Here is an 11,946-nt window from a genome sequence, read left to right on the forward strand (position 1 = left end):
TGTCTGCGTTATTTTGCAATTATAATGGTGCAAATAATTACAAAGTATGATATTATGAAAAACAAACAAATTAGAATTGATGGAGGGATATATTATGATAGGCTTTAGTATAATGATGTGGTTCTGTTCTGCTCTTCTCATATTTGTTAGTTTTTCTCTATTAAAAGGAAATTATTCTTCTGTTCATGGCAAAGTATTTGAAACCACAAACGACAGAAAAGGATATGCAAAAGCATTAGGAAAGCCTGTTTTATTGATAGGAATTTGTCTTTTGTTCTCTGGAGTGATTGCAGTTATATTACCGAAAGATTATGCTATTTCTATTGCAGTTATATTTATATTATTTATAGCTGTTATTTGTAGTATATGGCTGTATAAGATTCAAAAAAGATTTTCGTAAATCCCAGTTTGTAGCAGACAGTTTTTTGATTGACTGTCTGCTTTTGCTTTTCAATTATAATTGATAGTAGTGGTATAAATTGGTTCATATCCATTGTGAAAAGACCATTTAGAGTGGTATAGATTGATTGTAAGGATAGTGGGAGTTCCGTTGATTTGATTATGTTCTGCTTCGATTTCCGCTACCACTTCATCGGTATTCCAGTATTGATATACGATAACTTGCAATTCGGTATCACGATTAGCCCCATTGCTGAATGACATACTGTTAAATACAAGATAATCGGGTAAGCTAATGTAATAGAGAACACCTGCAAGCAAGACTAGAATAATAGTGGCAAATAATAATTTCTTTTTCATTTTGACATACCTCTGTTTCTATATAGTTATAGGGATAACTATATAGTACCTCACCATATAGTGAATTACTACATAAAGATTTATTGAATATACTTTTATGTAGAGGTGAGGCAATGAAGTATGGACATTTGGAACTTCACATAGAGGAACTGCTGAAAGAAAAAGGAATTAGTAAGAATACCATTTGTAAGGAATTGGATATACCGAGGTCTAACTTTAATCGTTATTGCAGAAATGAATTTCAGAGATTAGACGCACAACTAATCTGTAAACTGTGCAGTTACTTGGATTGTGGAATAGAAGAATTGATAGAGTATGTGAAAGAATGAGAGCCTGTAAGATTGAAGAAAATTCGTGCGTGCTTTTGTTGTGTCAAGAAAAAAAGAAAACGTAGTGAGGTCAAGGAACAAGGCGAAGCCGATACGCCGTAGGGCAGTCCTTGACGGAATGGACACAGCCAACATCACTATGATACAGCAGAGGACTTGTAAGGTCAGAAACCTTGCAAGTCCTCTTGGCTGTTACTGGGCAATGTGTTTTAAGTAGAGTGATTCTTTTATCAGTTCCTTTTCAAATGCCTTTATGTGACCGTCCTGTATTCCGTTGTCGATATAAAAGCAATCATCAGCCTGTGAGTAGGAAAGCATGGTAACTTTCGGCTCATAAGTTTTTGTATAAATCCCATAATAGTAAATCGTAGCAGTTGAAAGTTTCACGTTGATACTGTCAAAATCTCTTGTGAAAATGCTGTGCCTGTCTGCGTGGAAAAAATCAGACGGACAATCATAAAATTCAGAACTATCCTCCCTTAAAAATAATGGCAGTATGTGTATTTCATTTCCGCTTCGGTTGACAAGAACATAAAAACGTGGAATGAGGGCAGAATACTGTGTTTTCATTGCGATATACATATCATCTAAATCATCAAGAAGATACTCGGAGCAGGAGTTGTTGTAAAAGACGTATTGCAAGGCAGTATCATCTTTTTGAGTATTTTCCATAGGCACATTTTCCCCGTAAAGCCAACGTAAGTCTACATCTAAAGAGTCGGCAATCAGTTCCGTTTTATCGGCTTTCGGATTGTACTGTCCTGAAAGATAGGAACTGAACGCTCCTTTGCTGATACCAGTATCTTTGACCCCATACAGGCGTATATGGCGATAAAGCCGACATGAACAAGGCAAACGAGGTGCGCCCCATTTTTCGCCGCCTTGCCGAAGTTGCGGAGCGTACCGGGTGCGCCGTTATCCTTATCGGACACCTTAACAAAGCTGCCGGAGGACAGAGCGCATACAGGGGCTTAGGTTCTATCGACTTTAGAGCCGCAGCAAGGAGCGTTCTTTTAATCGGGCGCGTGAAGCGTGAGCCGAATGTGCGTGTTATCATTCACGACAAATCTTCCCTTGCGCCGGAGGGAAAGCCCGTTGCCTTTTGCCTTGACCCGGAAACAGGCTTTGAGTGGATAGCGAATATGATATAACCGCCGACGAGCTGCTGTCCGGTGCGGGCGGCAACAACGCCACCAAAACCGAACAGGCTGAAAAGCTGATACTTGACCTACTGGCAGACGGAAAAGAGCTTGCCAGCGAGGGCATAGAGAAAGTCGCAGCCGACGCGGGGATTTCTGCCCGTACTGTCCGGGCGGCAAAGAAAAACCTTGACGGGCGCATTACCTCAAAGTGTATCGGCGCAGCATGGTATCACGCCCTAAAAAAGTGAACTGGCAAAATCCAAGTGGCAAAACCCAGATACCTTGCCACTTTGCCACTTCGCCACTTCAATCATAATCCCACAGCCCCATGTATGACCGCGTGGGGCTTTATCGTGGAAAAAAGAGCCTATGTTGCGTCAATAACTCTAAAAAGCACTTGACAAAACGCTTCATGCAACTGCTGATATATACGATTTGATGGATGAATTAAGCAGACAGTTTCCGTGGATTGGAATATGCGTGAATAAAATTGATGTGACCAACGTGGGACGGCAGCACGATTTGACAGAGCTCTTGAAACCAGCAGAGGATATTGTTATCGATACTTCGCTGCTGACAGTTCCCGATTGCCCGCAGCAGGAAACAGAATAACAGAAATTCGCGGGCTGTCTATGTAGAATATCGCAAAGCCGGGTACAGCAAAAAATTCCGAACAGAACATGAAGCTGAAATTCTGCTGCACCAGGCGGCAAAGAATCATTTTGACGAGCTGGGAATCAAAAAGCTCCCCTCTGTCAAATCTCTCCGGGAGGAATACACCGATCTTCTGGAACAAAAACGGAAAGCCTATTCTGCCTATAAGCAGGCCAAAAATGATATGAAAGAACTTCATAATGTTCGGGCCAATGTGGAATACCTATTAGAGATTTCTTCCCCACCACAACCGCAGCGCAGCACAGAAAAATCCCGTCAATAAGGTTTGCTAACTTGAATTCTATAGACCTTGACTTTCCGGGACTTCTTAACTATAATAATACTCAAGCAGGGGGACTACCTTGTAGTTGAGAAGGTTAAAACCTGACCCTTTGAACCTGTTGGCTAATACCAACGCAGGGAGCTAAAGAATACAGATTCGTATTTTTTGGACATTCTCTGTTTTGGGAATGTCCTTTTTAATTGAATAAGATATGATATGTGTTTGCGAGGGAACTGAACAAGTTGAAAAAGGTAAGACCTGACCTCTGGACCTGTCGGCTAATACCGGCGTAGGGAAGCAATTTCTTACGCTCGTATTGCGTCTGAAAGAGCTTCTAATTGTTTTAGAGGCTCTATTTTTTTATTTTAGGAGGAACAAACATGGCATTTATGAAAGACATTTTAACCCGCAACATCCCCATTTGGGAAGAATGTGCAGCTACCCCATTTGTGCAGGAAGTGCAAACTGGAAAGCTACCTCTTGAAAAGTTCAAGAGATATATGATTCAGGATAGTATCTATCTGAAAAACTATGCCCGTATATACGGCAAGGCAATTTTTCATGCTGATACATTAAGAGAAATTCAGCTTTACTATTCCATGCTGAATTTTGTAAATGATACGGAATCAGAAGTGCGTCAGGATTATCTAAAGCAATTTTGCATGACGGATAATGATATTGAACTGATCGCTCCTCTGCCTGAAAATCAAAATTACATTGATTTCATGTTTGAGATTGCGTCACATGGAAAGAATGAAGAAATTTTAATGGCGGTTCTTCCCTGTATGCTAAGTTACAGCTATATATTCCGCAAATTGGCGGCTGTTCCTACAAGCAGACAGTCAAGATATTGGGACTTTATCAAAGATTATGCGGATGAACAATATGCAGAAAGCTGCAAAGAATGGTCTGCTTTTGCAGAGCATAAATGTGCCGGGTTATCAGTAGCAAATAAAAAGTATCTGGCTGATATTTTTGAAAAAGCAAGTTTGTTAGAGCTTGCTTTTTGGAAGATGGCCTATCGGAACGAGAGAATGGAGGAAAATGCAAAATGAAAAAAGTATTGTCCATTGCCGGATCAGATTGCAGCGGAGGTGCAGGTATTCAGGCTGATTTGAAAACTTTTTCTGCTCACGGTGTATTTGGAATGAGTGTTATTGTTTCTGTTGTTGCAGAGAACACCAGCCGTGTTATCGACATCCAAGATATTACCCCGGATATGATTGAAAAACAGATTGACGCCGTATTTGAAGATATTGAAGTGGACGCAGTAAAAATCGGTATGCTTTCTACACCAGAATGTATGAAAGCGGTGGCAAAGAAACTATTACAATATAAGCCCCAAAATGTCGTAATCGACCCGGTTATGTATGCCAAAAATGGCTGCCCATTGATGAATCCTACGGCGGTTTCCACCTTGATAGACACAGTAATTCCACTGGCCGATGTACTTACTCCGAATATTCCAGAGGCAGAGAAAATAGCAGATATGCAGATTTCCACAGTTTCAGATATGGAGGCTGCCGCAAGAAAAATATATGCCATGGGTTGTAAGGCGATTGTTGTCAAGGGTGGACATCATATAGGAAATGCTGTTGATGTCCTATTTAATGGAGAAAATTTCTACCATTTTGAAACATCCCGCATTGATACGAAAAATACTCATGGGACAGGCTGTACCTTTTCTTCTGCAATCGCTTCCCAGCTTGCAAAGGGAAAAAGTGTTCCGCTTGCAGTCGAATCTGCAAAGGCTTATGTCACAATGGCAATCGAACACTCTCTTGCGATTGGAAAAGGCTGTGGCCCGACGCACCATTTCTACGAATTGTATCAGCATGGTTTATCTAAAGAATAGGCAGGTGCAAAATGAACTTTGATTATACACTTTATCTTGTTACTGATCGTCAACTAATGAGCTGCGATAGCATGACAGAAGCGGTAGAACAGGCAATTTTAGGAGGCTGCACAATGATACAACTCCGAGAAAAAGAATTGTCCTCATTAGAATTTTACAATCAGGCTGTTGCCGTGAAACAGGTTACGGATAAATACCATATTCCCCTTATCATAAACGACCGGATAGATATTGCAATGGCTGTGCAGGCTACGGGGGTACATATTGGACAGCATGATTTACCTGCGGCTGCCGTCCGCAAAGTAATTGGGGAAAATATGCTGTTGGGAGTATCTGCATCTTCCATTGCAGAAGCAATACAGGCACAACAGGATGGTGCAGATTATTTGGGAGTTGGCGCAATGTTCCCTACTGGAACTAAAACCGACGCTGATTCTGTATCAATGGAGGAATTACAGAAAATCCGCACAGCCGTTTCTTTGCCGATCGTTGTTATTGGCGGTATCAATAAAGGAAATACAGGGCGTTTCAAGCCCATGGGAATTGACGGGCTGGCTGTTGTATCTGCCATCATAGCGCAGTCCGATATAAAAGCTGCTGCTGCGGAACTGAAAGATTTATTTTGCGGAAAGGAAAAGAAACATGGATTTTAATGCGGCAATCTTTGATTTAGATGGAACAATTCTGGATTCAATGGATGTATGGGAGCATATAGATATTCAGTTTTTGAAAAAGAGAAATCTTCCTGTCCCGGAAAATTATGTAACTGAAATATGTGCAAGGAGTTTTGAGGAAGCCGCACAATATACCATTGATCTTTTGGGATTGCAAGAAACGGTAGAGGGAATTATTGAGGAATGGAATAATATGGCGGTCGAGGAATACAGTAACCATGTCGGTCTGCTGCCCCATGCCCTTGATTATCTTCTGCGCTTAAAAGAACATGGAATAAAACTTGCAGTTGCTACGGGGTTGCCGGAAAAGCTCTATATTCCATGCTTAAAGAACAATTCTATTTTAGAATTATTTGACGCTCTATGTTCAACAGATGAGGTTCAGCGGGGAAAAGAATATTCGGATGTCTTTGAATTGGCCGCAAGAAAATTAGGGGTTGCACCTGAACACTGTATTGTGTTTGATGATGTGCTTCCAGCAATTAAAAGCGCAAAGGCAGCCCGTATGTTAGCAGGCGGGATTTATGATAAGTATTCCGCAGATCAGCGTACAGAAATAGAAAGGATTGCGGATATTTACTTACTTGATTTTCGGCAAGCACCGATCCCACACAAAGAGGTATGAAAATGGAAAAATGGGATTTATATAATGCAAAACGGGAAAAGTCTGGAATAACAGTGTGCCGTGGAGAAATCATACCCAAAGGGCTGTATCATTTATCTGTGAGTGTATGGATCGTCAACCAGCAGGGGCAGTATCTTTTATCACAGCGGCATCCGAAAAAGCAATACCCTCTTTATTGGGAATGTACGGGTGGTTCTGTACTTTCCGGGGAAACCAGTTTACAAGGAGCAATCCGAGAGGTAAAAGAAGAATTAGGAATACTGCTTACTCCCGGAAGTGAAAAATTGATTTATCAGAGCAGACGGGAAAATGTGCAGGATTTTTACGATGTTTGGCTATTTCATAAGGATATAAAGATTGAAGAAATGCGTTTACAGGAAACAGAAGTTGTGGATGTTCAATGGGTAAATCCAGATAAGTTATTTGAGATGTTTCGCCTGAAACATCTACACCCTCTAATTACCTATGTAGATCAGCTAATAGGCTGAAAAAGCGCCGGGCGCAGAGGTATCAAAGCCTCTGCATCTGGCGCTTCTTTTTTGTCCTTTTTCCCGCATTTAGAACCCCGTTTTGCGGGGAACAGGATAACTTTATCCACCTGCCTGCCGGCCATGCGGAAAAACCCTTGATTTCCGTGGACTTTTAACGCCCTAAATGCGTAGACAGGAGGTATCTTTTCCGCTGGCGCTCAGCCTTTTAATTCCGTGTTGCACATGAGGCGGAAATCTTACTGCACCAGACAGCGAAGAATCATTTTGACGAGCTGGGAATCAAAAAGCTCCCCTCTGTCAAATCTCTCCGGGAGGAATATACCGATCTTCTGGAACAAAAACGGAAAGCCTATTCTGCCTATAAGCAGGCCAGAAATGATATGAAAGAACTTCACAATGTTCGGGCCAATGTGGAATATCTATTAGAGATTTCTTCCCCGCCACAACCGCAGCGCAGCACAGAAAAATCTCGTCAATAAGGTTGTCTGCTTTTCGTTTTCAGCGTTCCAACGGAACGCGCAGCCATTGCCACCGGCAATGATCTCAGGGGTTTGGGGATATGTCACCAACAAGCATTTAGCAGGAATTCCGGGAACGGGATTTCTGCTAAATACGCAATCTTACGTAAGATTGCATTGCTTGCCAGTAGTTTACCAGTAGTTTAGCCCCATGTATTGACATCTTATCCTCACTTGTGTTATACTGTTATACACAACAGCATAACAGTTAAAACACACGGAGGATGCAGCAATGAAACTGATTATTTCAAATGTATCTGGCGTCCCCATATACGAGCAGATTAAACAGCAGATCAAGGCGGCTATTTTATCTGGCGAGCTTCAAGCCGAAGAAACTTTGCCCTCCCTTAGAACACTTGCCAAAGACTTAAAGATCAGCGTCTTAACAGTGACAAAGGCATACACAGAATTAGAGCAAGAGGGCTTTGTCAAAAATGTGCAGGGGCGCGGATGTTTCGTAATGGGGTCTGGTTCAGAACTGATTAAGGAGCAGCTTATTTGCAAAGTAGAAAACAATCTCACTGAAGCAATAAAAGCTGCAAGAATGGCAAATCTATCCACAGAGGAATTACATCGCCTTTTGGACATTTTAACGGAGGTAAAAACAGATGACTAATTATTTAGAGGTAACGAATCTTTCAAAATCTTTTGATTCTTTTCAGCTTCACAATATCAGCTTTACTTTGCCAAAGGGATATATTATGGGCTTGATTGGCCCGAATGGTTCTGGCAAAACAACGACAATCAAACTGATTTTGAATATGCTCAAGCGCACCGGTGGCACAGTCAAAGTGATGGAGCTGGATAATATCGCAGAAGAACAAAAAGTAAAATCAGAGCTGGGCGTTGTTTTCGATACAAATTATTTCAGTGATGATTGGAAAGTGTCGCAGGTTGAAAAATCCATTTCGGTATTTTATCCAAATTGGGACAGCCAGAAATTTGCGGATATGTTACGGAAATTTCACATTGCACCAACCAAAAAGGTAAAAGAACTTTCCAAAGGTATGCAGATGAAGTTAATGCTTGCCTGTGCGTTTTCATACGACGCCAAACTGCTGATCCTCGACGAGCCGACCAGTGGACTTGATCCGGTTTCCAGAGATGAACTTTTGAAAATTCTTTCAGAGTATATTGAAGATGGCGAGCATAGTGTTTTGTTCTCCACCCATATCACAGGCGATTTGGAGCGTGCAGCCGATTATATTACCTACATCAGTTATGGCGAGCTGTACTTTACTGGCAGCAAAGATGATTTTGTAGATATGTTCCGCATTGTAAAAGGTGGAATTGAGGAACTGTCCGATGATCTGAAAAATAAGGCGGCTGGTATTCGTACATTCCCTACGGGATTTGAGGCTCTGATGAAAACCGAAGATATTAGCGGTTTCCCTAACCTGACCGTTGATCCTGCCACCATTGATGAGATTGTAGTGTTTACAAGCAAGAAAGGTGACGATTATGAGTAATATTTTGAAATCTACAAAATTAGATATTGCATTGGTAAAACCATATTTTAAGACGATTTGCTTTACCCTGCTTCTGCCGATTGTGTTTGCCGCAATCAATCGTTCTTTGCTGACAGGGGTATCATTTGCTATGTGCTTTATTGCCATGACGACGGGATATACCTTTTCCATCACAGAAAAAAACAGTATGGATCGTCTGTTTGGTATTTTACCTGTTCGTAAAAGCGAGCTTGTGATCGGACGCTATGTTTTTGTCCTTGCAATGGGGCTTCTTTCCTTGATTATTTCTTTGATTGCACAGCCGCTTGTCTTGAAAGTGCTGGGTGAAACAGTTGGCGTATTTGATATTGTAACTGCCGCTATTGCAGGAGTATTCTTATTTGCACTCTATACCGTGTTCCAGATTCCGGGATATTACAAGTACGGCTCAATCAAAGGACGGGTATTTATGTATATTCCAGTGGCCGGTTTTTTGGTAACTTTACTTCTTCTCTCTAAAATGCCAGCTATCGGGAACTCAATTATTTCAGTCGTTGAATCTTCTCCGATACTTCTTGTTTTGCTTGCGGTTTTTGCTATTGTCGTGATGTATGCGGTTTCAATCTTCTTGTCCATTCGGGTTATGAAGAATAAGGAAATGTGAGGTGATTGTATGGATTTCACAATTTTGGCAGTTGTGCTTTTGATTGGTGTTGGCGTTCCTATCCGTAATAAACTCATACGGAAATATCGGGATAAAAAGAAACAAGAAGATAATAAGGATAAGCTGAAATAATATATAAACAGCACCGGGAGGAATATGAAAATATCTTCTTTGGTGCTGCTTTTTAATAGAGCTATAATTTGCTGATAGATTTTTTGAAAAAATCCGTCCGCTGTAACATTTCGCGGACATTTGCCTGTTATACTATCTGCAAAAAGCAAAGGAAGTGAGGATATGAAGCAGATTTTAATTGTCGAGGACGACAGTTTTTTGAATAAGATGTTGGCCTATAACCTGACCGCAGATGGCTACGGTGTGACTTCTTCCCTAAATGCCAGAACCGCAGCCGACGCTATCCGCCAGCGGGAATTTGATCTTGTGCTGCTGGACATTAACCTGCCAGATGGGAACGGTTTTGAGCTGTGCAAGCTGATCAAGCCCCAGCACCCGGACACCATAGTAATATTCCTGACCGCCAACGATCAGGAGAGCGACCAGATACGGGGCTATGAGGTGGGCGCGGTGGACTACATCACAAAGCCCTTTGTGATCGGGGCCTTGCAGCGGAAAATCAAAGCCATGTTTGCCATGCTGGAACACCACAAACCGGCCAAGGACATTTACGACGACGGGCGGCTGTTTCTGGACTTCTCGGAGCAGACGGCTTCCCTAAACGGCAAGCCCCTGACCCTATCCCCGATGGAGTACAAAATGCTGAATCTGTTTCGTAAAAATCCCCGGCAAGTGCTGACCCGTGGGCAGCTTTTGGAAAAGCTGTGGGATATAGACGAGAGGTTTGTGGACGAACACACCCTGACAACTTCTATCAGCCGGATTCGCAGCAAGATTGAAGCCGACGGCGGCGCACCCTACATCAAGACCGTTTACGGCATGGGGTATCAATGGACGGGAGGCGAGGCAAAATGAAGTTTCAAAACCTCTCGGTAAAGCGGCTGTTTGGCCGGGTGGCAATGGAGCTTGTCCTCTCCATGTCCGGGATCACCATAGCCCTGTTTCTTGTGACAAAACAGATTGCGGTGCTGCTGACAGGCGGGACGCTGCTGCTGTGCGCCCTTGTGGGGATTTTTGTACTGACGCAGGCGTTTGGAAAGCGGCTGTCGCAGTTTACCGCTGACCTGTGCCAGACCTTAGACCACATGATCGCCGGGAATGAAGCGCCCCAGCGGCCAGAGGACAGCGAAACCCAGCTTGCCAGAATCGGACACCGGCTGGCAAGGCTTTACCAGATCATGCAGGAGAACCGCCGCCGGGTGGACGAGGAACGGCAGGAGTTACAAACCCTTGTATCGGATATTTCCCATCAGGTGAAAACGCCGGTGAGCAATCTGAAAATGGCGACGGACACCCTGCTGGAAAAGCCCATGACCGAGGCGGAGCGCACCGACTTTATCCGGGGAATCCGCAGCCAGACGGATAAGCTGGACTTTCTCTTTCAGGCCCTTGTAAAAACCTCCCGGCTGGAAACGGGCGTGATCCAGTTGGATAAGAAACCGGGCCGCCTCTTTGATACCGTGGCACAGGCCATGAGTGGAATTGTGTATGCAGCAGAGAAAAAGGAAATCGCCGTGTCCGTGGACTGCCCGGAGGATTTGACCGTTTTCCATGACAGCAAGTGGACATCCGAGGCCCTCTTTAATCTGCTGGACAATGCGGTGAAGTACACCCCGGCGGGCGGGAAAATCGCTGTGTCGGTGGTACTGTGGGAAATGTATGTGGAAATCAAAGTAGTCGACACCGGCAAGGGCATTTCCGAAAGCAATCAGGCCGCCATCTTTCGGCGCTTCTATCGTGAGGAAGAAGTACACGAACAGCAGGGCGTGGGCATTGGCCTGTATCTGACTCGCGAGATCGTAACGCTACAGGGCGGCTATATCAAAGTGGTTTCGGAGCCGGGCAAGGGTTCGGAATTTTCCATTATGTTGCCGACTAAATAAAGCACACTTATAACAGGAGAAAACACCATGAAAAAAATCAATTTTTGCAAAGCAACAACAATCATCTTAATAATCAATGTTATTTTATCTATTGTTTTATTTTTCGTTGTTCCTGATAAAATAGCAATTCAATGGGTAGGTACATCCCCCAGCAATGCAGTAGATTCTTACTATGTATTTTGGGTTCCGGTATTGTCAGTGCTTTTTGCTTTTGCGGGAAAACCTATTTTTACAATGTTCCTGTTTAGATTGTGGAATAGAACTAACGAGCATTTAGTGACATACTTAAATTTGTGTCTGCAAGTTGTATTTCTTACTTGTGAAATCTATATCGGATTATATAACCTATGTAATTTTAATGTTGCCATTAGTATAATTCTCATTGTGGAACTTATGATAGATGTGGTGATTGGATTGAAATTATTTCACAATCAATCTATCTAAAAGATTGTGTAGTATGTTTCGGCGGACGGCCATTTCCGGCTGCCC

Annotated in this window: 17 protein-coding genes, 2 pseudogenes and 2 riboswitches; of the genes and pseudogenes, 17 read left to right on the plus strand and 2 right to left on the minus strand. The window is 42.8% G+C overall.

What is annotated here, in order from left to right; genetic code table 11:
* The first annotated feature begins 94 nt into the window (after positions 1 to 94).
* Complete coding sequence (locus DW959_RS04975) at positions 95 to 400, plus strand: hypothetical protein (protein WP_021425049.1); 306 nt, start codon at positions 95 to 97, stop codon at positions 398 to 400.
* A 50-nt stretch (positions 401 to 450) separates the two neighbouring features.
* Here DW959_RS04975 and DW959_RS04980 read toward each other — a convergent pair whose 3' ends face one another.
* Positions 451 to 759 carry a hypothetical protein gene (locus DW959_RS04980; RefSeq protein ID WP_118615580.1) on the minus strand — a complete coding sequence of 103 codons (309 nt, stop codon included), beginning with the start codon at positions 757 to 759 and terminating at the stop codon, positions 451 to 453.
* Between the two features lie 113 nt (positions 760 to 872).
* On the opposite strand from DW959_RS04980, the gene DW959_RS04985 reads away from it, so the two are divergent.
* On the plus strand, positions 873 to 1,088 hold the full coding sequence (locus tag DW959_RS04985; protein WP_004611575.1) for a helix-turn-helix transcriptional regulator: 216 nt from the start codon (positions 873 to 875) through the stop codon (positions 1,086 to 1,088).
* 192 nt (positions 1,089 to 1,280) lie between these two features.
* Here the strand turns inward: DW959_RS04985 and DW959_RS04990 are convergent, their stop codons facing one another.
* Positions 1,281 to 1,760, minus strand: coding sequence for a hypothetical protein (locus tag DW959_RS04990; protein WP_004611577.1), 480 nt, complete (start codon positions 1,758 to 1,760; stop codon positions 1,281 to 1,283).
* Between the two features lie 135 nt (positions 1,761 to 1,895).
* Between DW959_RS04990 and DW959_RS04995 the strand changes: the two are divergent.
* The 15 genes and pseudogenes from DW959_RS04995 to DW959_RS05060 form a co-directional block, all read left to right on the plus strand.
* Positions 1,896 to 2,478: pseudogene (locus DW959_RS04995) on the plus strand (AAA family ATPase); the annotation flags it as partial.
* Positions 2,479 to 2,710: 232 nt separating this feature from the next.
* Positions 2,711 to 2,842, plus strand: coding sequence for a hypothetical protein (locus tag DW959_RS14825; protein ID WP_279220980.1), 132 nt, complete (start codon positions 2,711 to 2,713; stop codon positions 2,840 to 2,842).
* A 7-nt stretch (positions 2,843 to 2,849) separates the two neighbouring features.
* Positions 2,850 to 3,167: pseudogene (locus DW959_RS14505) on the plus strand (relaxase); the annotation flags it as partial.
* 57 nt (positions 3,168 to 3,224) lie between these two features.
* Positions 3,225 to 3,324, plus strand: a riboswitch (TPP riboswitch).
* Between the two features lie 59 nt (positions 3,325 to 3,383).
* Positions 3,384 to 3,481: riboswitch (TPP riboswitch) on the plus strand.
* 66 nt (positions 3,482 to 3,547) lie between these two features.
* Positions 3,548 to 4,222, plus strand: coding sequence for a TenA family protein (locus DW959_RS05005; protein WP_118615582.1), 675 nt, complete (start codon positions 3,548 to 3,550; stop codon positions 4,220 to 4,222).
* Positions 4,219 to 5,022: a bifunctional hydroxymethylpyrimidine kinase/phosphomethylpyrimidine kinase gene (gene thiD, locus DW959_RS05010; protein ID WP_055200142.1), complete on the plus strand. Its 804-nt coding sequence runs from the start codon at positions 4,219 to 4,221 to the stop codon at positions 5,020 to 5,022. The genes DW959_RS05005 and thiD overlap by 4 nt, the downstream gene beginning before the upstream one ends.
* Positions 5,023 to 5,033: 11 nt before the next feature.
* Positions 5,034 to 5,675 carry a thiamine phosphate synthase gene (gene thiE / locus DW959_RS05015; RefSeq protein ID WP_117715675.1) on the plus strand — a complete coding sequence of 214 codons (642 nt, stop codon included), beginning with the start codon at positions 5,034 to 5,036 and terminating at the stop codon, positions 5,673 to 5,675.
* Positions 5,665 to 6,321, plus strand: a complete 657-nt coding sequence (locus DW959_RS05020) for an HAD family phosphatase (RefSeq protein WP_004611585.1) — start codon at positions 5,665 to 5,667, stop codon at positions 6,319 to 6,321. The genes thiE and DW959_RS05020 overlap by 11 nt, the downstream gene beginning before the upstream one ends.
* 2 nt (positions 6,322 to 6,323) lie before the next feature.
* A complete protein-coding gene (locus DW959_RS05025) occupies positions 6,324 to 6,809 on the plus strand; it encodes an NUDIX domain-containing protein (RefSeq protein ID WP_223385983.1) in 486 nt (161 codons plus the stop codon).
* A 753-nt stretch (positions 6,810 to 7,562) separates the two neighbouring features.
* Positions 7,563 to 7,946: a GntR family transcriptional regulator gene (locus DW959_RS05035; protein WP_002578893.1), complete on the plus strand. Its 384-nt coding sequence runs from the start codon at positions 7,563 to 7,565 to the stop codon at positions 7,944 to 7,946.
* Positions 7,939 to 8,799 carry an ABC transporter ATP-binding protein gene (locus DW959_RS05040; protein ID WP_117715733.1) on the plus strand — a complete coding sequence of 287 codons (861 nt, stop codon included), beginning with the start codon at positions 7,939 to 7,941 and terminating at the stop codon, positions 8,797 to 8,799. Before DW959_RS05035 ends, DW959_RS05040 begins: the two co-directional genes overlap by 8 nt.
* Positions 8,792 to 9,442 (plus strand): ABC-2 transporter permease, encoded by a 651-nt coding sequence (locus DW959_RS05045; RefSeq protein WP_015567057.1) that lies wholly within the window; start codon positions 8,792 to 8,794, stop codon positions 9,440 to 9,442. The genes DW959_RS05040 and DW959_RS05045 overlap by 8 nt, the downstream gene beginning before the upstream one ends.
* A gap of 9 nt (positions 9,443 to 9,451) precedes the next feature.
* A complete protein-coding gene (locus DW959_RS14830) occupies positions 9,452 to 9,574 on the plus strand; it encodes a hypothetical protein (RefSeq protein WP_262348839.1) in 123 nt (40 codons plus the stop codon).
* A 162-nt stretch (positions 9,575 to 9,736) separates the two neighbouring features.
* A complete protein-coding gene (locus tag DW959_RS05050) occupies positions 9,737 to 10,429 on the plus strand; it encodes a response regulator transcription factor (RefSeq protein ID WP_118615584.1) in 693 nt (230 codons plus the stop codon).
* Positions 10,426 to 11,457, plus strand: a complete 1,032-nt coding sequence (locus DW959_RS05055; protein ID WP_117715691.1) for a HAMP domain-containing sensor histidine kinase — start codon at positions 10,426 to 10,428, stop codon at positions 11,455 to 11,457. Before DW959_RS05050 ends, DW959_RS05055 begins: the two co-directional genes overlap by 4 nt.
* Positions 11,458 to 11,484: 27 nt before the next feature.
* A complete protein-coding gene (locus DW959_RS05060) occupies positions 11,485 to 11,901 on the plus strand; it encodes a hypothetical protein (RefSeq protein ID WP_117715690.1) in 417 nt (138 codons plus the stop codon).
* Positions 11,902 to 11,946 lie beyond the last annotated feature (45 nt).

The organism is Clostridium sp. AM46-21, from assembly GCF_003480025.1.
GTDB classification, from domain to species: Bacteria; Bacillota; Clostridia; order Lachnospirales; family Lachnospiraceae; genus Coprococcus; species Coprococcus ammoniilyticus.